The 19741-nt window shown below is 59.6% G+C and carries 22 protein-coding genes; 11 read left to right on the top strand and 11 right to left on the bottom strand.

Translation table 11 applies throughout. The annotated features are described in order from the left end of the window. Positions 1–3: 3 nt before the first annotated feature. Complete coding sequence (locus BFP93_RS19400) at positions 4–618, top strand: RNA polymerase sigma factor (protein WP_065887905.1); 615 nt, start codon at positions 4–6, stop codon at positions 616–618. After that, complete coding sequence (locus BFP93_RS19395; protein WP_065894403.1) at positions 612–845, top strand: anti-sigma factor family protein; 234 nt, start codon at positions 612–614, stop codon at positions 843–845. The genes BFP93_RS19400 and BFP93_RS19395 overlap by 7 nt, the downstream gene beginning before the upstream one ends. 103 nt (positions 846–948) lie before the next feature. Here the strand turns inward: BFP93_RS19395 and BFP93_RS19390 are convergent, their stop codons facing one another. Further along, positions 949–2271 (bottom strand): putative porin, encoded by a 1323-nt coding sequence (locus BFP93_RS19390; RefSeq protein ID WP_065887907.1) that lies wholly within the window; start codon positions 2269–2271, stop codon positions 949–951. A gap of 286 nt (positions 2272–2557) precedes the next feature. On the opposite strand from BFP93_RS19390, the gene BFP93_RS19385 reads away from it, so the two are divergent. The 3 genes from BFP93_RS19385 to BFP93_RS19375 all read left to right on the top strand — a co-directional run bounded on the left by BFP93_RS19385 (position 2558) and on the right by BFP93_RS19375 (position 4264). Then, a complete protein-coding gene (locus tag BFP93_RS19385; protein ID WP_065894427.1) occupies positions 2558–3682 on the top strand; it encodes a GNAT family N-acetyltransferase in 1125 nt (374 codons plus the stop codon). A gap of 77 nt (positions 3683–3759) precedes the next feature. Then, positions 3760–4038: a BrnT family toxin gene (locus BFP93_RS19380; protein WP_065894401.1), complete on the top strand. Its 279-nt coding sequence runs from the start codon at positions 3760–3762 to the stop codon at positions 4036–4038. Then, positions 4016–4264, top strand: a complete 249-nt coding sequence (locus BFP93_RS19375; protein WP_065887908.1) for a BrnA antitoxin family protein — start codon at positions 4016–4018, stop codon at positions 4262–4264. The genes BFP93_RS19380 and BFP93_RS19375 overlap by 23 nt, the downstream gene beginning before the upstream one ends. Positions 4265–4383: 119 nt before the next feature. On the opposite strand, the gene BFP93_RS19370 is transcribed toward BFP93_RS19375, so the two are convergent. From BFP93_RS19370 to BFP93_RS19360, 3 genes are all read right to left on the bottom strand, one after another. Then, positions 4384–6216, bottom strand: a complete 1833-nt coding sequence (locus tag BFP93_RS19370) for an ABC transporter ATP-binding protein (RefSeq protein ID WP_065894399.1) — start codon at positions 6214–6216, stop codon at positions 4384–4386. 82 nt (positions 6217–6298) lie between these two features. Continuing rightward, positions 6299–6862 carry a peptidylprolyl isomerase gene (locus BFP93_RS19365; protein ID WP_065887910.1) on the bottom strand — a complete coding sequence of 188 codons (564 nt, stop codon included), beginning with the start codon at positions 6860–6862 and terminating at the stop codon, positions 6299–6301. A gap of 120 nt (positions 6863–6982) precedes the next feature. After that, the gene (locus tag BFP93_RS19360; protein WP_065894397.1) at positions 6983–7915 is read right to left on the bottom strand and encodes a LysR family transcriptional regulator; all 933 of its coding nucleotides are present in this window, start codon (positions 7913–7915) and stop codon (positions 6983–6985) included. Between the two features lie 49 nt (positions 7916–7964). Here BFP93_RS19360 and BFP93_RS19355 point away from each other — a divergent pair, with 49 nt between their 5' ends. From BFP93_RS19355 to BFP93_RS19345, 3 genes are all read left to right on the top strand, one after another. Next, a complete protein-coding gene (locus BFP93_RS19355) occupies positions 7965–8279 on the top strand; it encodes a 3-phosphoglycerate kinase (protein ID WP_065894395.1) in 315 nt (104 codons plus the stop codon). Between the two features lie 390 nt (positions 8280–8669). Beyond that, complete coding sequence (locus BFP93_RS19350) at positions 8670–9545, top strand: carboxylate/amino acid/amine transporter (RefSeq protein WP_065894393.1); 876 nt, start codon at positions 8670–8672, stop codon at positions 9543–9545. A 67-nt stretch (positions 9546–9612) separates the two neighbouring features. Beyond that, complete coding sequence (locus tag BFP93_RS19345; RefSeq protein ID WP_065887914.1) at positions 9613–10029, top strand: Lrp/AsnC family transcriptional regulator; 417 nt, start codon at positions 9613–9615, stop codon at positions 10027–10029. A 36-nt stretch (positions 10030–10065) separates the two neighbouring features. Here the strand turns inward: BFP93_RS19345 and BFP93_RS19340 are convergent, their stop codons facing one another. From BFP93_RS19340 to BFP93_RS19320, 5 genes are read right to left on the bottom strand one after another with little or no spacing between them, the layout of a single operon-like run. Next, entirely contained in the window at positions 10066–10749 is a 684-nt protein-coding gene (locus BFP93_RS19340; RefSeq protein WP_065894391.1) for a phenylalanine--tRNA ligase beta subunit-related protein, read from the bottom strand. 4 nt (positions 10750–10753) lie between these two features. Continuing rightward, positions 10754–11980 carry an ATP-grasp domain-containing protein gene (locus tag BFP93_RS19335; protein WP_065894390.1) on the bottom strand — a complete coding sequence of 409 codons (1227 nt, stop codon included), beginning with the start codon at positions 11978–11980 and terminating at the stop codon, positions 10754–10756. 3 nt (positions 11981–11983) lie between these two features. Beyond that, a complete protein-coding gene (locus BFP93_RS19330; protein ID WP_065894388.1) occupies positions 11984–13165 on the bottom strand; it encodes an MFS transporter in 1182 nt (393 codons plus the stop codon). A gap of 5 nt (positions 13166–13170) precedes the next feature. Further along, a complete protein-coding gene (locus BFP93_RS19325; RefSeq protein WP_065887918.1) occupies positions 13171–13485 on the bottom strand; it encodes a Rieske 2Fe-2S domain-containing protein in 315 nt (104 codons plus the stop codon). Positions 13486–13496: 11 nt separating this feature from the next. Next, positions 13497–14876 (bottom strand): iron-containing redox enzyme family protein, encoded by a 1380-nt coding sequence (locus BFP93_RS19320; protein ID WP_240998348.1) that lies wholly within the window; start codon positions 14874–14876, stop codon positions 13497–13499. Positions 14877–15099: 223 nt separating this feature from the next. On the opposite strand from BFP93_RS19320, the gene BFP93_RS19315 reads away from it, so the two are divergent. Further along, the gene (locus BFP93_RS19315) at positions 15100–15657 is read left to right on the top strand and encodes an RBBP9/YdeN family alpha/beta hydrolase (protein WP_065894386.1); all 558 of its coding nucleotides are present in this window, start codon (positions 15100–15102) and stop codon (positions 15655–15657) included. Positions 15658–15700: 43 nt separating this feature from the next. Here BFP93_RS19315 and BFP93_RS19310 read toward each other — a convergent pair whose 3' ends face one another. Continuing rightward, the gene (locus BFP93_RS19310; protein ID WP_065887920.1) at positions 15701–16990 is read right to left on the bottom strand and encodes a mechanosensitive ion channel family protein; all 1290 of its coding nucleotides are present in this window, start codon (positions 16988–16990) and stop codon (positions 15701–15703) included. A gap of 192 nt (positions 16991–17182) precedes the next feature. Between BFP93_RS19310 and BFP93_RS19305 the strand changes: the two genes are divergently transcribed. Then, entirely contained in the window at positions 17183–18529 is a 1347-nt protein-coding gene (locus BFP93_RS19305; protein WP_065894385.1) for a DEAD/DEAH box helicase, read from the top strand. Between the two features lie 73 nt (positions 18530–18602). Here BFP93_RS19305 and BFP93_RS19300 read toward each other — a convergent pair whose 3' ends face one another. Further along, positions 18603–18878, bottom strand: coding sequence for a hypothetical protein (locus BFP93_RS19300; protein ID WP_065894383.1), 276 nt, complete (start codon positions 18876–18878; stop codon positions 18603–18605). Positions 18879–19032: 154 nt separating this feature from the next. Between BFP93_RS19300 and BFP93_RS19295 the strand changes: the two genes are divergently transcribed. Beyond that, positions 19033–19434 (top strand): transcriptional regulator, encoded by a 402-nt coding sequence (locus tag BFP93_RS19295; RefSeq protein ID WP_065887923.1) that lies wholly within the window; start codon positions 19033–19035, stop codon positions 19432–19434. The last annotated feature ends 307 nt before the right edge of the window (positions 19435–19741 follow it).

The following is a 19741-nucleotide window of genomic DNA, read 5'->3' as shown; positions in this document are numbered from 1 at the left end:
TGAATGGCAGCAGCGGACGACACGCATCTGCTTGAACGCCTGCTCAAGGGTGAGCAGCGGGCCTACAAGGAGTTGGTCACCACGTACCAGAGTGCGATGCGGGCGGTGGCCTATGCCATCGTCGGCCAGCGGCATGCCGATGAGGTGGTGCAGGATGCCTGGCTGTCAGTGGTCCGCAACCTCGCCAGGTTCGAAGGGCGTTCCAGCCTGAAGACCTGGCTGCTGACGATCACCGCGAACGCCGCCAAGGGCCGCTACAAGCAAAATCGTCGGGAGGTGTTGCTTGACGATCTGCCATCTCCCCATGGAACCATCGGTGATGAACGCTTTACGCCTGACGATGGGCACTGGGCCGTAGCGCCGTATGCCTGGCACCAGGACACGCCGGAAGCCTTGCTCACCGAAGAGGAATTGCGCAACTGCCTGGAGCACACCCTGCTGAGCCTGTCCGAATTGCAAAGCAGCGTGCTGGTGCTGCGTGAACGCCAGGGCCTGGAGCTGGAGCAAATCTGTAATCTTCTGACGCTCTCACTCTCCAATGTGCGTGTGCTGCTGCATCGGGCACGGCTTAAAGTCTTTGCCACAGTGGAGCATTTTGAGGAAACGGGCGAATGTTGACGTGTAAGGAGCAAGTGGCGCGTTCCAGTGACTACCTCGATGGGCAATTGACCTTTCGTGAGCGTCTGCTGGTGCGTCATCACTTCATGTTCTGTCCGAACTGCCGGCGCTTTATCCGTCAGATGCGCCTGATGCAGGCGACGTTGCGGATCATGCCGGACGAGCCGGTGAAGGATGCGGATGCGCTGGCCGAGCGGCTCGCGGCCGAGCGGCGTAAAGATGTGTAGGAGCGAGCTCGCTCGCGAAAAACGTCAACGATAACGCGGGTATCCTGGATAAACGCGCTGCCTGTTCGTTCTTCGCGAGCATGCTCGCTCCTACAGGGTGAGGTTAGAACTTGGCTTCAGCATCCAGCTGCAGGGTGTTGGTGTTGGCATCACGCTGAGTCCGGCTGGCGTAGTCAGCCTTGGTCAGGAAGTACGTGGCGCCCAGGGCGAAGTTCTTGTCGATGTCGTAGCTGACCTTCATCTTGTGACCGCGCGAACCGGTGGTGCCGTTGGCGAAGTCCGAATCGGTGAAGGCGCCTACCACTGCGTCACGTTGCGTATCGCGGTAGTTGTAGTCGAGGTTGAAACCGAACACCTTGGACTTGGCACCCACCAACCAGGCGGTGTCCTGATCGGTCACGGCATCGTTGTTTTTCACGTATTGGCCGTAGAAGGCCAACGGCACTGCCAGGCCGCCGATGTCGGCTTGGGCAAAGCCTTCATACAAGCGGAATTCGTTATTGGCCGAGTTGCCGTTGACCGCCAGTGCGCAAGGCGTGGTGGTGGTCGTGCAGCGGCTGTCCTTGTCGTTCTGGTAGGCGTAGACACTGCCGCCCAGGGTCATTTTCAGGTTGTCGGTCAGCGAGAAACGCGTGCCCAACTGGCCGGATGTCAGGCGCAGGTCGTGGCGAAATTGCACGCCGTCGCCGTCGACGTTGTCCTTGAGGTTGTAGTTGCCCAGGCTGCCGAACAGCTCGGCGCTGCCGCCAAGCGGGTATTTGTAGGTGACGGCCAGGCCTTCGGGGTTGATATCGCTGTCCCAGATCACATCGCCCATGCTCACCCACGGTTGCATCATCTTGCCGCCGATCACGTGCAGGTTCTTGATCTGGTCCGGGTGGTAGTCGATGTAGCCGAGGTCCAGCCAGATCGATTTCTTATCGAAGTAACCATCCTGGTCCTGGTTGGTGGAACGCGCATCGTCGCCGCCGCCCGTGGCGATACGGATACCGGTGTCCACCTGCGGGTTGATCTCGGTGTAGGCACCCAGGCGCGCGCGGATACGTTGACGGTCCTTGTCACGCCCACCGTTGTTGGGCTCGCCATCGATCTTGATGGTTTCCTGGCGAAAGCGCACATCGCCCTTGAACTGAGTCTTGGCGGCCCAGGCCAGCTTCTGGTCGAAGCTGCTCAGCTCGTTGGTCTTTTTCGCGGTGGCGGCGATCTGTTCGTTGGTTTCCTGTTGGGCCTGGCGTGCGATCTGCTGTTCTTTCTGGTCCTTGGCCAACTCGTTCTGCAATTCGGTGTACTGCGAAGCAGTGATCTGGCCGTTGGCCTTGAGCATGTCGAGCAACTTAGCGTCGACTGCAGCGCTGGCCGGAACGCTCAGGGCCAGTAACAGGCCGCCGCACAGGACCGCCGCAGTTTTAGTGGAAGCAAGACGCATATCAATCTCCGAAAGTGAGGAGGGGTAACAAACCCTCCAGGACACAACCGACCGATGACGGACGGAAAAAAGGCCACCTGGCAAACCCGGGTGCTCTAAAAACAGGCGTCAGTATCGCGACGGTTTATGACGGAGTAGTGGCTAAGTGATTTCATCTCCATGACAATTGGTTTGCCCACGGAACTATTGATTTGGAGTTGTGTCCTGGGTTTTTTCCGGGTGTGCACTCGGCTGTGATAGGCGATACTCGCCAGGCTTTCACGCCCAAGACACAGAGAAGATGCCGATGCCGCTGCAACGCCTGGACAGCCTGTCCGACATCACCCCGCAGGCCTGGGATGCCCTGGCGCCGCAGGCCCAGCCATTCGTGCGGCATGCGTTCCTGAGCGCGCTGGAAGACAGTGGCAGCCTGGGGGGCCATTCGGGCTGGCAACCGGAGCATTTGCTGCATTGGGAGGGCGAGCGGCTGGTGGCGGCATTGCCCGGTTATCGCAAGTGGCATTCCTATGGCGAGTACGTGTTCGATCACGGGTGGGCCGACGCCTGCGCACGCGCCGGCATCGATTACTACCCCAAGCTGCTGACGGCCGTGCCGTTCAGTCCGGTCAGCGGCCCGCGTTTGCTTGCAGCCAATGCCGAGGACGGCTTCGAACTGTTGAACAGCCTGCCCGGTTACCTGGAAATCGAGGGGCTATCCAGTGCCCATGTCAATTTCACCGACGCGCTGGCCGATGACGCACTGGCCCGGCATCCCGGCTGGTTGCAGCGTCTGGGCTGCCAGTTCCACTGGCAGAACCGTGGCTACCGCGACTTCCAGGATTTTCTCGACGCCCTGAGCTCACGCAAGCGCAAACAGATGCGCAAAGAGCGCGAACAGGTGGCGGGGCAGGGTATCGAGTTCGAGTGGTTGCAGGGCCATGAACTGAGCGAAGCCCAGTGGGATTTTGTTTACGCCTGTTACGCCAACACCTACGCGGTACGCCGCCAGTCGCCCTACCTGACCCGGGCGTTTTTCAGCCTGCTGGCCGAGCGCATGCCCGAGGCGATTCGCGTGGTCCTGGCCAAACAGGGCTCACGCCCGGTGGCCATGGCGTTCAGCCTGATCGGCGGTGACAGCTTCTATGGCCGCTATTGGGGCTGCCTGGCGGAGTTCGACCGGCTGCATTTCGAGACCTGTTTCTACCAGGGCATGGACTACGCCATCGCCCACGGCCTGCAACGCTTCGATGCCGGCGCTCAGGGCGAGCATAAATTGATTCGTGGCTTTGAGCCGGTGATTACCCGCTCGTGGCATTACCTGCGCCATCCGGGACTGAAAAACGCCGTGGAGGATTTCCTCGAGCGCGAGCGAGTGGGCATTCTGGCGTATGCCGAAGAGGCGAGGTCGGCGCTGCCTTATCGGCAGGCTTGAGCCACCGGTCTGGCAGAACTGGTCAAAGAAGCCGAAATCGCTATTCTGTATGTACAAAAGTACATACAGGACGTGCCATGCATTTTGAGTGGGATGATTCAAAAAACAAGGCCAACATTGCTAAGCACGGCATCGATTTCAACGACGTTCCGGATATCTTCAGACATCCAATGCTGGCCTTGCGCGATGATCGAGCGGATTATGACGAAGAGCGTTGGATCAGTATTGGCTGGATCAAATTATTGATTGGTGTTGTCGTATACACCGAGCGGTGTGGTGATGTGATCCGTATCATTTCCGCCCGAAAAGCAACCAAGAAGGAGGCCAAATATTATGACGCAAACATCGAAAACTGATTGGGAGCGCCTGGCCAAGATGAGCGACAAAGATATTGATACCAGTGAAATTCCTGAACTGGATGCTGAGTTTTTTCGACGTGCTGAACTGCGTGTTCCTGTGAAGCAGGCGGTCACCATTCGACTTGATGCGGATGTTTTAGAGTGGTTCAAAGGTCAAGGCACTGGCTACCAGACCCGCATTAACCAGCTTTTGCGCCAATACATGCAGGCTCATCAAGGCTGATCAACACGTCAAAAGTTCCGCCCTGCCTTATCGGCAGGCCTGCCCGTAAGATCGTTCCCACGCGGAGCGTGGGAATGATCAGGCTGCACTAACCTTAGAGTCTGCCGGTCTCGATGCCTTCAATCGATGCCAACGAACCCACCCGTCTGGTGTTGCCACAACCGCGCATACAGCCCGCCATGGGCCAGCAATTGGGCGTGGCTGCCGCTTTCGGCGATCCGGCCTTTTTCCAGTACGACCAGTCGGTCCATGCGCGCGATGGTCGAGAGTCGGTGCGCGATCGCAATCACGGTCTTGCCCTGCATCAGGGTTTCCAGGCTTTCCTGGATCGCGGCTTCCACTTCGGAGTCCAGTGCCGAGGTGGCTTCGTCCATGATCAGGATCGGTGCATCCTTGAGCAGCACGCGGGCGATGGCGATCCGTTGGCGCTGGCCGCCGGAGAGTTTCACCCCACGCTCGCCCACATGGGCATCCAACCCGGTACGGCCTTCGGAATCCGACAGCAGCGGGATGAACTCGTCGGCGCGCGCCTTGTGCACGGCGGCCCAGAGTTCTTCGTCGGTGGCCTGCGGCTTGCCGTACAGCAAGTTGTCGCGGATCGAGCGGTGCAGCAGCGAGGTGTCCTGGGTGATCATACCGATCTGCGCGCGCAGGCTTTCCTGGGCGACTTCCGCGATGTCCTGGCCGTCGATCAGGATACGGCCGCCCTGCAGGTCGTAGAGGCGCAGCAGCAGGTTGACCAGGGTCGACTTGCCCGCGCCGGATGGGCCGATCAGGCCGATCTTCTCCCCGGCCTTGATCTCAAGGTTCAGGCCGCCAATGATCCCGCTCTGCTTGCCGTAGTGGAAATCCACCTGCTCGAAGCGCACCAGGCCGTGGGGCACTTCCAGGCGCGGGGCGTCGGCGCGGTCGACCACCGCAAGCGGCTGGGCGATGGTCTTGAGGCCATCCTGCACGATGCCGATGTTTTCGAAAATGCCGTTGACCACCCACATGATCCAGCCGGACATATTGACGATGCGAATCACCAGGCCGGTGGCCAGGGCAATGGCGCCGACGGAAATCAGCGACTGCGTCCACAGCCACAGGGCGAGGCCTGTGGTGGTGACGATCAGCAGGCCGTTCAGGACGGTGATGACCGCGTCCATGCTGGTGAGCACGCGCGCCGCCAGTTGGGTTTTTTCGGTTTGCTCGACAATCGCTTCCTTGGCGTATTCCTGCTCATTCTGCGTATGGGCAAACAGCTTCAAGGTGGTGATGTTGGTGTAGCCGTCGACGATGCGCCCCATGAGTTTGGAGCGTGCTTCGGAAGAGATCACCGAACGCTCCTTGACCCGCGGCACGAAGTAACGCAATGCCAGGCAGTAGCAGACGATCCAGATGATCAACGGAATCATCAGTCGCCAGTCGGCCTCGGCAAACAACACCAGCGAGGTGATGGCATAGATCGACACGTGCCAGATGGCTTCGGCCGTTGCCACCGCAGAGTCACGCAACGAGTTGCCGGTTTGCATGATGCGCTGGGCAATGCGCCCGGCGAAATCATTCTGGAAGAAATTCAGGCTCTGCTTGAGCACGTAGCTGTGGTTCTGCCAGCGGATCAGGCTGGTCATGCCGGGGTTGATGGTCTGGTGCACGAGCAAGTCATGCAGGCTGTTGAAAATCGGTCGCAGCAGCAGGGCGACCACGGCCATCCAGATCAGCTCGGTGCTGTGCACCTGGAAGAAATTCGCGGGCGGCGTGCCCTGGGCCAGGTCGATGATGCGGCTCAGGTAGCTGAACAGCGCGACCTCGATCAGCGCACCGACCAGGCCCACCACCAACAGCGCGGCAAAACACGGCCACACCTGGCGCAGGTAGTAGAGGTAGAAGGGCAGGACTTTATCGGGCGGGGCCGCGCTGGGAGCATCGCGGAAGATGTCGATCAGTTGTTCAAAACGACGATAGAGCATTAGGCTTGACGCCCGCCGTGCGGGCTCTCCTTTCAAATGCGCACGTCGCCTTGTGGGCAACGTGCGGAAGTTCCAGCAGACCTCAGTCGATGCGCTTGGCCGACTTGATCAGGACAGGATCGATTGGCACGTTCTGCATGCCTTGCTTGGTGGTGGTCTGCGAATTGACGATGACATCCACCACGTCCATGCCCTTGACCACCTTGGCAAATACCGCGTAACCGGCATCGCGGCCCGGGTCGAGGAAGGCATTATCGGCGACGTTGATGAAGAATTGGCTGGTGGCCGAGTTCGGGTCATTGGTGCGGGCCATGGACAAGGTGCCGCGCACATTATGCAGGCCGTTGCTGGCTTCGTTCTTGATCGGTGCTTCGGTCGGCTTTTGCGACATCTGCTGGGTAAACCCGCCGCCCTGGACCATGAAACCCGGGATCACACGGTGAAAAATCGTGTTGGTGTAGAAGCCTTTGTCGACATAGGCGAGGAAATTCTTGGTGCTGATCGGCGCCTTGACCGGGTCGAGTTCGATTTCAATGTCGCCATTGGTGGTGGAAATCAGTACGTGGGGCGCCTTGGCCGGTTCGGCCGCCATCAGGTTGGCAGCGAACAGAACGGAACCGGCAAGGAAGGCAATTTTTTTCAGCATGGGTCAGTGATCCTGGGTAATGGTGTCGAGTTTGATTCAAGAGCGTGGCGGGAATCTTCAATCACCACCGGTCGCGCGTTGGGCAGCAGTTTTACATAGATTTCTTTCCGGGCCATGGGTTCACTGCGTTTCAGGCTTGCCGAGGGCCGCGAAGGGCGCGTCCAGCGGAGCGGTATCAAAGGTGCGTAGCAGTTCCACGAGAATCTGCGTCGCCGGCCCCAGGGGTTTGTCCTTGTTCGAATACAAATAGAATGTGGGATGGCGGCTGACGCCCTGTTCCAACGGCAGTTGCTTGAGCAGGCCTTCGGCGAGTTCGCGCTCGATCATGTGCCGGGGCAACCACGCAAACCCCAGGCCGCTGCCCACGAACGCGGCGGCGGTGGCCAGGCTGCCGACGGTCCAGCGCTGTTCGGCGCCGAGCCAACCCACATCCCGCGGTTGCTGGCGACCGGAGTCGCGGATGACCACCTGCATATGGCTTTCCAGGTCCTGGAAGCTCAACTCGCGGTGCATGCGGTGCAACCCGTGCTCGGGATGGGCCACGGCGACGAATTCCACATCGCTCATTTCGGTGCCCAGGTAACCGGGAATGCTGAAGCCGCAGATCGCCAGGTCAGCCACGCCTTCTATCAAAAGCTCCTCGACGCCGGACAACACCTCCTCACGCAAGCGCACCCGGCAGCCTCGGCTCTGCGGCATGAAGGCGGTCAGGGCGCGTACCAGGCGCGCGTTGGGATAGGCCGCATCCACGACCAGCCGCACTTCGGCCTCCCAGCCTTGTTCCATATGGTGGGCAAGATCTTCCAGTTGGCTGGCATTCTTCACCAGTTGCCGGGAGCGGCGCAGCAGCACTTCACCCGCATCGGTGAGTACCGCCTTGCGCCCGTCGATGCGCAGCAACGGCACGCCGAGCTGGTCCTGCATGCGCGCCACGGTGTAGCTCACCGAGGACTGCGAACGGTGCAGCGCTTCGGCCGCCTGGGCGAAGCCGCCATGGTCGACCACGGCCTGCAATGTGCGCCATTGATCAAGGGTCACGCGGGGCGCTTTCAAGATGAGCTCCTCTTGTCCTAAGCTGGCGGTCCTTATTGGAGACTGCCGAATGAGAAAATTCTGTTGTGTGTTGCTGGCGTTGCTGCCGATGAGCGCGTTTGCCTACCCGATCGACGTGACTAAAAAGATCGACGGCGTAAGCATCGACTACACCGCGTCCGATGTGGACGGCGATATCAGCTCGATTCAGCTCAATAACTACGGCACCCAGGATGCCCTGTGTTCTGTAATCTTTACCAATGGTCCGGAAGCGCCGCGTCGTCGCACCGTCAGCGTGCCCGCAGGCAAAAGCACCCACACCACGGTCAAGTTCAACCGCGCGATCATCAAGATGCGAATCGCCCTGGCGTGTGCGCCGAAATAAAGCAAGCGCGGAGCACAGCGACAGGCAGACTCCGCTTATAAGCAAATTTATAGATGGGTTATAGCAGTTTTTTGCGCTTTTTAATCGAAGCGGCCACGGTTAATCTTTTCTGCATCGACTCACAGCATTTTCCGATAGAGCCTACATGGCCCTGTCCGCCAACGCCCTGCTCGTGCAGGTGGCGTGATCCTTTAATCGCCAGATAATCCCCCGGTGTTTATCTAGCCCCAAGCAATCCGTTCAAGTACGCGTACCGAACCTCCCTTTGCACTGTTTGCTCCTGAGTGCTCCTGCCCGACTGCCGCTTCAGCGAGGTCGGGTTTTTTTTGCCTCGAGTTTCTTCAAGCATCGAAAAGCTTTAATGTCGCGCCCATTCGAAACGAGGCGCACATGGGCTATCTACTGATTGTCACCCTGATTCAGGCATTTTCCTTCAGCTTGATCGGCGAATACCTCGCCGGTCACGTCGACAGCTACTTCGCAGTGCTTGTGCGCGTGGTACTGGCCGGGTTGATCTTCATCCCACTGACCCGCTGGCGCTCGGTGCCACCGGCGTTCATGCGCGGCATGCTGGTCATCGGTGCGCTGCAGTTCGGCGTGACCTACGTGTGCTTGTATTTGAGCTTTCGCGTACTGACGGTGCCGGAGGTGTTGCTGTTCACGATCCTCACACCGTTGCACGTGACCCTGATCGAAGACGCGCTCAACCGGCGGTTCAATCCCTGGGCACTGGTTGCCGCACTGGTGGCGGTGGCGGGCGCGGCGGTGATTCGCTTCGACCAGATCACGCCGAATTTCCTGATGGGCTTCCTGCTGCTGCAACTGGCCAATTTCACCTACGCCGCCGGGCAAGTCATGTACAAGCATCTGGTGGCACGCTATCCGAGCGATCAGCCGCACTACCGACGCTTCGGTTATTTCTACCTGGGTGCCTTGCTGGTGGTGCTGCCCGCGTTCCTGCTGTTCGGCAAGGCAGACTTTCTGCCCCAGGCGCCGCTGCAATGGGGTGTGCTGGTGTTCCTGGGGTTGATCAGTACCGCGCTGGGCATGTACTGGTGGAACAAGGGGGCGTGCCTGGTCAATGGTGGCACCCTGGCGGTGATGAATAACCTGCATGTGCCGGTGGGGCTGCTGCTGAACCTGCTGATCTGGAACCAGCATGAACCGCTGGGAAGGCTGGCCCTGGGCGGCCTGGTGATTCTGGCGGCGGTTTGGGTCAGTCGATTGGGTATCAAGCCCGCTGCTGGCGTAAAGTCTGCGACTTGAAGGTGCCAGCGATGTGTGAGCGGCAATGAGAGTGTGTTATCGAAAGGAACGCTGTGGGGGTGGCAGAGTGGACAAGGTCGATGAACTGATAATTGCTGCCTTGAAGGATGACTCCCGCGTCAGCCTGGCCGAACTGGCGCGCCAGGTTCACAAGTCTCGAACCGCCGTGGAGTCGCGGGTTCAAAAACTGATCGAAAAGGGCATTATCCTCGGCTTTACCATCAGCGTCGCTGAGGGTGATGAGGCCCGGCAATCGGCATTTTTGATGCTCAAGCTCAACGGGAGTACCTGCCACCTGGTGTTTCCGAAAATCCACCAGTATCGCGAGGTGGTGCAGGCTTATTCATTGTTTGGCGACGTGGACATGATGCTCGACGTGCGCTACCGCCATTTTGAAGAGTTGATGGTGTTGAAGGAAAACCTGCTCAAGATCGAGCACGTGAATGAGGTGGTGGTCAATCCGGTGCTCAAGGCCTGGCGCTAGCCGCTGCCGTCCGGGACGGCAGCGGCTGGTGCCCGATCAGGCCGGCGCGTGGTCGTGGAAGGTTTCGAGAAAGTAGTGATTCAGGGCCGGCATTGTCTGGCGCAGGGTGTCCACGAATTCTGCGATGACCGTCCGGTTGAATGCCAACGTGGTGTCGTCATGCCCCAGTACCACCACCAGCAGGCTGGACGATGCGTTCGTCAGTCTGAAGTCATGGGCATCGGCATCGACTTTGCCGATGCTCGCCAAAGGCACGTCGCCGCAGGTATAGACGATGTCGCCCGCGGGGATCATGACGTCCTTCTTGGCAAACAACGGGCGGAAGGCCCTCGGTTCCGGCGAGCGCATGACGTGGATATCGTCCCGCTGATGATAGCTGTGTACGCCGATGCTGACGCCGTGTCGGATCGCCACGGCATTATAGGCATCGACGACGTTATTGATCGGGCGCACACCGTTGGCGATGAAGCGCCGCAGCAGTTTTTCGTTGGCGCTGACCGTGTTGGTGTAGCCGAGCTTTTCAAGCTGGCGGGCAAACCCTTCGTAAACGGGATTGGCGTCCAGTTCGTTGAGGTGCGAGGCCACATGATTCAGGTTGCTCTGCAAGAGACTGACGAAACTCTGGTCGTCAGACACCCGGATGTTTTCGACAACGGCGGCGCACGCATTATTGAGGCCCAGGTCAAGGGCTGACTGTTGAATGATCAAACGACTTTTCATGCCCTTAGCTCCATAGCTTGTTGCGCAGCAGTTCAGTGCTGGCGTCGAGCTGTTGCAGGCTGGGGTGCTGCAACCAGAACAGCCCTGGGCAGGTGGCAAAGTCGATCGTGACCGGCGTGGTGTCGCCCGGGCTGAGGAAGAAGCGATGGCCGCAATAGGCTTCATCCAGCATTGCGCTCTGCAGCGCCTGAGGTGAAGGCGCGGTAAAGGTGCGGCGCTCGTCGGAACAGAAAAAGCCGATACGACCATGGCTGATCTCACGTGCAACTCCGGCCGGCGGGCGAGGCCTGCCGAGGTAGCTGTCGATGGCCAGCGATAACAGGTCCGGCTGGTACACCTGTTGAAACAGCAGCGGGGCGATACCGCCATGCAAACGGCCGCCCGCTTCAATCATCACCGGGCCCGCATCGGACCAGATGATTTCCATATGAATCGGCCCGATCTCGATGCTCAGGGCCGCCGCTGCCTGGCGCGCGTAGTCGATCAAGGGTTGCAGCTCTTGTGCCTGGGGGTCGAGGGTGTCCAGACTTTCATAGACAAACTTGCTGCCGTTTCTGTGGGTCTTGGTGTATTTGCACACCGTGGCGATGGTGTACTCGCCATCAAAGGCGACCATGTCCACCACGTACTCCGGTCCCGCCACGAATGGCTGCACGATAAACCCGAGGTTGAACTCCCCAAGGTCGTTTTTCTGCCGCCAGGCCGCATTGTTCAGGGCGGTTTGCACTTCGTGCTTGCCCTGGGCGAATACCACGCCTTCGGTGGCGGCCGAATTCAGTGGCTTGACCACGTAGGTGGCCGCTTCGTCCAACGAGTCGACGACTTCCCGGATGCGGGTTTGCGAACTCAACAGTTGCGACGCAATGTTCGCCAATCCGTGTTTCTTGAGCGCTTGCTGCATGGAATACTTGTTGCGCCGCAGGTCGCTGGTGATGCGGCTGTTGCCCGCAATACGCAGCACTTCGGTGAGGTAATCGGTGAGATAGATCGCGGTCTCGCAGCCTGCGATCACCGCGCTCAATGACAGCTTCTCGAGGGTTTCCAGCAGGCTCTCTTCCCAGTGGTAGACCTCTTCGAAATCTTCCCGGATCAGGTCATCGGTGAAGTGCCTGGGCAAGGTGTTGGTGGATATCACCGCGATGCACTTCACGCCCTGGGCCTTGAACAACGGGGCGTAGAGTTTGCCGGTGGAAAACGGGTCGACGATCAGTACGGTTTGCAATTGAGGCATTCCTTATTCAAGGGTCGCGGTGGCCGGGACCGCCGGCGTGAGGTTCCACGCCAGCACGGCGGCGGCCAACAGGCCGGCGGAGACGATCATCAACAGGCGCGCACCTTCCAGCCCGAGGAATCCTGCGGTGGTGAAAAACGTCAGGATCATGGGCGCCGAACCGCTGACCAGCAGGTAGTAGAGCGAACTCTTTGCAGCGATCACGTCGGCCACCCGAGCATTGGGCGCCGACTCGATCAGGTTCTTGCGCAATTGGATGCGCAGGCTGTTGATGCAAAAGCCCAGCAGGAACGCGGCCACCATCATCACGTAGAGGTTCTGGAAATACACGATTGCCACGTCGGCCAGCAGCACCAGGAGGATGGCGCTGTAGCTGTTGAGCTTGATACGTGGCAGCACCGCCGCACTGAAGGCACCCAGGCCCGCCAGGCCGCTGGCCACGCCGAACAGGGTGGCGTTCCACTCGTTTAGCTTTTGAAACACGATCGGCACCAGGCTGTTGAAGGCGCCGATATGGAACCCGATCATGCTTAACACAATGATCAGCACGTAGAGGTTTCGCGGCAGGTTCAGCGCCTGGGCCACGGGGCTGTCACCGGCCTGCTCGGTGGTGTCGGCGCCGGGCGTGGCCTGTACGAACAGGATCGCCGCCAGCGAGACAATCGCCGCCAGGCTGATGATCTGCAGGGTCTGGCTGACCGAGAACACGTCCACGATCACCCCGCCCAGCAGCGCGCCGCCGAAGGCGCCGATCTGGATGGACGTTTGCATCAGCCGCGCCGAGGTGTCGCTGTCGGTCGCGCCGGCCAACACCAGCTTGGTATTTTTCGACTCGAGGGTGCTGATGGTGAAATAGTCGGTGACACCGACCACGAACGCGATTGCCAGGAAGCCGATGGGCAACACGGCGGCGTTCGTGAACGACAGGCCAAGCACGGCGGCGAACGCGGTCAGGCGAATGTACAGCAGGCGTTTCATGCTCAGTTCAATGGTGAAAAACTTGCCGATGTATTGTTCGCACACATACGGCACCACCGTCGCCACGCACAGCGTGGCGCCGACCAGGAATGTCGAGCCGGTGGTTTCCAGGCCGAACCAGACCATGGCAATCACAATCGCCATGTCCAGGCCGGTAAACAGGGTCACGATCGAATAGAACGCTGTCAGTGTTGATTTAGTGGTCATAGGGCTCAGTCGTAACGAGAAAGTTTGAGTAAAGGCACGCACCGTTGGGTGTCACCGACGACGGTACTGAACTGGTTTCTGACGCGAACGGTGGGGGGCGACTTCTTTTCCAGGTTGCACACCTTGTAAGCGTTGTCGTGCCAGGGGCAGATCACACTCTGCCCGTCGCCGCTGGTTTCACCCATGTGCAACGGGCCGCCGCGATGGGGACAAGTGGTCGGCAGCAGCTGCGTCGAATAGGTGTGGCGCTTGAGAAAATAAGTGGTGTCTTCCACGGCCACGTAGTTGGCGTCGGTCAGGTTCAGGCGGATAGCTTTCATGGGGTGCCTACTCAAAGTGCCGTGACGGTATAGGTGCAGGACGGGCTGACGACGCGGGTGCCATGCAGCATGCCCTTGGGAATCACCACGCCTTCCCCGGCCTTCAGGCGCACGCTGAGTTCGGGGCTTGCGACAAAATCCAGCTCGCCGGTTTCAACCCAGAACAGCTCGTCATTGGGGTGGGTGTGCGGCACCGAGAGTTCGTGCTCGGCCTCGGTAATGCGCAGGTCCACCGGCTTCTGGCCGTGGTGGGCGGCAGCCAGTGCACGGTGTTCATCCAGCTCGTCATGCCATTTGATATGGGCGTAGAGCTCTTCATCGGCGATGTCCTGCAGCAACCTGAACTCTTCGAAACCGCGGACCAGGTCGGGAATGATCTTGCTGCCAAATTGCTTGATCATCGGCAGGATGAGGCGCTGCAGGGCCATTCTTCCGTGATGGACATCGATGTGTGAATGTTCATCGAAATAGTCGGTGGAGACGCTGTCGCCGAAAATCGTCTTGATGGCGCTCGACTGATGCTTGGTGGTGAGGGCCAGGGTGGCCTCGGTGTAATACATCGCGCCGATGTAGCGGAACAGCTCGCCGTGGTTGGCGGACACATAATGGAAGTAGTTGGTCAGCGACAAGGAACCTGCGGTGTAGAACTGCCAGTAATGGTGCACGTGGTGCGACATGCCCATGTCTTTGAGCATGTCTTCAAAAATGGTGCTGTGCTTCTTTTTATCGACGCCGTAGCCATATTCATCGATCAGGATCTTGAACAGCTCGCTGGTGTACACACCGCAGTTGCCCAGCACGTTACGCGCCATCGCCGAGGCTTCACTGAGGAAGTCGCCGGCGCATTGGGTCATGAAAAAACGCGCGGCCCGTTCAGGGTTGCGGCTGGTGGTCAGTACCTGGTGCAACCTGGACTCGGACTGTGCGACCTCCTCCAGGACTTTGTCGGTGTGGGCGACAAACGAATCCAGGCACCACGAACCGTTGATATGCACTTCCTGCTTGAGCCAGTCGTACAGATACTGCTCAAGCAACGGCCGGATCTTCTTGCCGCTGGCGGCGTGCTCGGGGTCGTAGAATTGTTTGAACGCCTTGAGATCGAGTTCCATGGGCGGCTTTGGCAGAAATACCAGGTCCTGCTCATAGATATTCAATAACAAGCGTTGCGCCAATAAATGCTGGCTGTCTGAAAGTTGGTCGCTGGTCAGGCGGGTGCTGATAATGACATCTGAAATATCCTGCGGCCGAGAAGGGCGCTGGAAGGGGCTGTTGGTATAAAAACTGCGCGGTTGGGCAAAAGCCTGGGCATCACCGTAGTGGGTAAGCGCCTCGGCATCCGAACTGAGTGCGAAGTGGGGCGCGTCATCTGACAGCTTAGTTGTCCATAACATAAGAAGTGCCTTCTGGCTGATTTGTTCGATGGCCAGATGCTATAGATTTGGTTTTTCTAAAAACAGATTGAAAATTGGGCGCGTAGATAGTGAATTTCACTAAATCAATAGGTGGAGTCTGCTTTGTGATTTGGGTGAGTTGATTTATTTTAGGGCGACGACTAGACATGTTCGCCGGCTTTTTCCGGCATGCGGGCTAATAAGGTCTTGAGGAAGAAGGAAGATGACAGTCAGCGTTTTGATCCTGCCGGGCCTGTTCAACTCCGGTGAAGCCCATTGGCAATCGCAATGGGAGCGTCAGTTCCACGGGTTGCAGAGGGTCGAGCAGCAGGACTGGCAAACGCCGGTCGCTGCCGATTGGGTGGCGCGCCTGAATCAGGCGATAGAGGCGGCTGACAGCGAGGTTGTGCTGGTCGCGCACAGCCTGGCGATTACCCTGATCACACGCTGGGCGGCGCAGTATCCGCAGTCGAACAAGGTAAAGGGCGCCTTGCTGGTGGCGCCAAGCGATACCGAGGCGGAATCGTATCCGTCGGGCACCACTGGTTTTACGCCGATGTCGATGCAGCGCCTGCCGTTTCGCACGATCCTGGTGGCGAGCACCAACGATCCCTACGTCACCCCGGAACGGGCGAAAGCATTCGGCGAGGCATGGGGCAGTGAACTGGTGTGGGAGCCGGACGCCGGCCATATCAACGGCGACTCGGGGTACGGGCCTTGGCCGAAGGGTGCGGAATACCTTTACCAATTGACCGGTGACCCGCAGTTCCAACTCAAGTAGCGGCCACTGCGAGGGACCGCCAGGCCCCTCGCAGCTCAGGTTGTCAGTGCTCCAGGGTTTCCACGGCCTTGGCATTCTGCGTCATCGCAAACAGCCCGCCGCGCAGGTCCGTGCCGCTCGGCTGCTGATACAGGCTCAAGCCGAACTCCGGCAACACCGCCAATAAATAATCGAAAATATCCCCCTGGATGCGCTCGTAGTCCGCCCACGCCGTGGTGCGGGTGAAGCAGTAGATTTCCAGCGGCACGCCCTGGGCGGTGGTCTGCATCTGGCGCACCATGCAGGTCATGTTCGGCTGGATGTCCGGGTGGCTTTGCAGGTACGCCAGGGCGTAGGCGCGAAAGGTCCCCAGGTTGGTCATGCGGCGGCGGTTGGCCGACAGTTGCGCACTGTGGCCCTGGGCCTCGTTCCAGGCCTTGAGTTCGGCCTGCTTGCGCCCGATGTAGCCGGTGAGCAGGTGCACCTGGGTCATGCGTTCTTCTTCGTCATCGCGCAGAAAACGCACGCCGCTGGCGTCGATGAACAGGCTGCGCTTGATGCGCCGGCCGCCGGAGGCCTGCATGCCGCGCCAGTTCTTGAATGACTCGGACATCAGGCGCCAGGTGGGAATGGAGACGATGGTCTTGTCGAAGTTCTGCACCTTGACCGTGTGCAGGGTGATATCCACCACATCCCCGTCGGCACCGACCTGGGGCATTTCGATCCAGTCGCCGACCCGCAGCATGTCGTTGCTGGTCAATTGCACGCTGGCCACGAACGACAGCAGCGTGTCCTTGTACACCAACAGGATCACCGCCGACATGGCACCCAGGCCCGACAGCAGCAACAGCGGCGAACGGTCGATCAGGGTGGCGACGATGATGATCGCGCCAAACACGAACAGCACCATCTTTGCCAGCTGCACATAGCCCTTGATCGAGCGGGTGCGCGCATGTTCGGTGCGCGCGTAGATATCCAGCAGCGCGTTGAGCAGGGCACTTATCGCCAGCACCATGAACAGAATGGTGATCGCCAGGGCCACGTTGCCGATGAACAGGATGGCGGTCTTGCTCAGGTCCGGCACCAGATACAGGCCGAACTGGATCACCAGGGACGGCGTCATCTGCGCCAGGCGATGGAAGACTTTGTTATGCCGCAGATCGTTGAGCCAATGCAGCGCCGGCTGCCGGCCGAGTAATTTGACCGCGTGCAGGATGAGGTAACGCGCCACACGCCCCACGACGAAGGCCACCACCAGCAATACCAGCAAGCCGAGGCTGGAATGCAGGACCGGGTGTTCATCGAGGGCGCCCCAGAGGTCTTGGACGTTGAGCCAGAGCTGTTTGATATCCATGGATTAACCGATTCTTCTGTAAGACAACACGGGCCGATTAGAGCATTTAAGTGCAACAAAGTTGACGCCACGGACAAAATCGCTGACAAAAAACCAGCTGATTAGCACCGTTCGCGTAAAGAAACTCGGTTTGGACGCCCGAAACCGGTAACCTATGCAGCTGATATTTTGTATTTCTTCGAGGTAGCACCCGTGTTTTCCCAATTCGCCCTGCACGAACGCCTGCTCAAAGCCGTGGCCGAGCTTAAATTTGTCGAGCCTACGCCTGTGCAGGCAGCGGCCATCCCGCTCGCGCTCCAGGGGCGTGACCTGCGGGTGACGGCGCAAACCGGTAGCGGCAAGACCGCTGCTTTCGTCCTGCCGGTCCTCAACCGTCTGATCGGCCCGGCTAAAGTCCGCGTCAGCATCAAGACCCTGATCCTGCTGCCGACCCGCGAGCTGGCCCAGCAGACCCTGAAGGAAGTCGAGCGCTTCTCGCAGTTCACCTTCATCAAGTCCGGCATCATTACCGGTGGCGAAGACTTCAAGGTCCAGGCCGCCATGCTGCGCAAGGTCCCGGATATCCTGATCGGCACCCCGGGCCGCATGATCGAGCAACTCAATGCCGGCAACCTCGACCTCAAGGAAGTCGAAGTGCTGGTGCTTGACGAAGCCGACCGCATGCTCGACATGGGCTTTGCCGACGACGTGCAGCGCCTGGTGGCCGAATGCGTCAACCGCCAGCAGACCATGCTGTTCTCCGCCACCACCGGTGGCTCGACCCTGCGCGACATGGTCGCCAAGGTGCTGAACGACCCCGAACACCTGCAGGTCAACAACGTCAGCGACCTGAACGCGACCACGCGTCAGCAGATCGTCACCGCTGACCACAACGTGCATAAAGAACAGATCCTCAATTGGCTGCTGGCCAACGAGACCTATCAGAAGGCCATCGTCTTCACCAACACCCGCGCCGCTGCCGACCGGATCTACGGGCGCCTGGTGGCGCAGGAATACAAGGCGTTCGTGCTGCACGGCGAAAAGGACCAGAAGGATCGCAAACTGGCCATCGACCGCCTCAAGGCGGGCGGCGTGAAGATCCTGGTCGCCACCGACGTCGCCGCGCGCGGCCTTGACGTGGATGGCCTGGACCTGGTGATCAACTTCGACATGCCACGCAGCGGCGACGAATACGTGCACCGTATCGGCCGTACCGGGCGTGCCGGCAACGATGGCCTGGCCATCTCGCTGATCTGTCACGGCGACTGGAACCTGATGTCGAGCATCGAGCGCTACCTTAAGCAATCGTTCGAGCGCCGCACCATCAAGGAAGTCAAAGGCACCTACACCGGGCCGAAGAAGGTCAAGGCCTCGGGCAAGGCCGTTGGGGTGAAGAAGAAAAAGACCGACGCAAAGGGCGAAAAGAAAAAGGCTGGCGCCAAGTCACCGACCAAGCGCAAGATCGCCAACCGGCCGAAGACCGACAACCTGTCGCTCGTCAGCAAGGACGGCATGGCTCCGCTCAAGCGCCGCAAGCCGGAAGTGCCGGCTGCCGAGTAGCATTCGTCTGACCGATCGTTCCCACGCTGCGCGTGGGAACGCCTCCCGGGACGCTCCGCGTCCACGCCTGCATTCAGCTTTTGGCTTTAGCCGCCGCTTCCTTGAGTTCCTTGAGGCGCGCATCAATCAACTGGCACTTGTCGGGAAATTCCGCGCTTTCGGTGTCCAGGTCCATTTTCTGCAACTCGTCATTCATCTCCTTGGCCTTGGTCGGGTTCTGCTCAGTGAGCTGGGTGACTTCCCGCGCCAGTTGCTCGCGCTTGGCGGTGGCTTCCTCAGGCGTGCAGGCCCAGGCGGGCACGCTGATCAGCAGCGTAGCGGCGACGGCCAGGTTCATCAGGGTTTTCATGGGCGACCTCCTTGGCGATTGTGTACGGTTGAGGGGGCGAACGTCGGGAAAGTTCAGCGAAATGACGCCCGTCGATCAGGCGGAACGGCGGCTGAGCTGGCGTGTCACACCTCCAGACGGGCTACTTTTCCGTGGGCCTGCAGGAGGAATCAGGATGACGACTTACAACTGGGATCTGATCGAACGTCTGCTGCATGAAGTGCAAAACGGTGAGGGCAGCTTCGCCCCGCGCAAGTACGCCGAGCAGGAAGCCGCCGAGAAGGCCACGGCGGGCGAGCCCGTAGGCAACCTGGATACGCTGAAAAAGACGGCTGCGGATTACGAAGCCCTGTTGCTCAAGCGCGGGTTTATCGAATCGCGTCCGCAGGAAGAGGGCGGCAATGGCGAGAATTTCATCCTGACCCCGCGCGGTTCAAGCCTGCTTTCTCTGATCGACAGTTCCATTCCAGGCGAACACCATCCACGCCATGTGCTGGACCAACAGGAAGACGCGCTGGACGAAGCCACCTTCGATCACGTGGCCTCCAAGGCCGCAATTGCCGGCGGCGCCATCTGAACACCCCGCATAACCCTGTAGGAGCGAGCTTGCTCGCGAAAAACGTCAACGATAACGCGTGCTTTCTGAATGAGCGCGGTGCCTGTGAGTTTTTCGCGAGCAAGCTCGCTCCTACAGACGGCGGTAGGGCTTGTCCCCGATAGCCATAGGTCTCTACACAACCCACCTGATACACCTCGGTCCAAATGTGGGAGGGGCGGTGCGACGATTCGACTTGCCCCCGATGGCGGCCTCTGGGCCGACCAGGATGTTGGATTGGGTTGAGTACATATCCGTTTCTGCGGTAACGGCCACTTAGGGTTCCGCC

This window comes from Pseudomonas sp. 44 R 15, from assembly GCF_900004965.1.
Taxonomy (GTDB): domain Bacteria; phylum Pseudomonadota; class Gammaproteobacteria; order Pseudomonadales; family Pseudomonadaceae; genus Aquipseudomonas; species Aquipseudomonas orientalis_A.
Note: the sequence above shows the minus strand (reverse complement) of the source record. Positions and strands in the feature narration are given on the sequence as shown.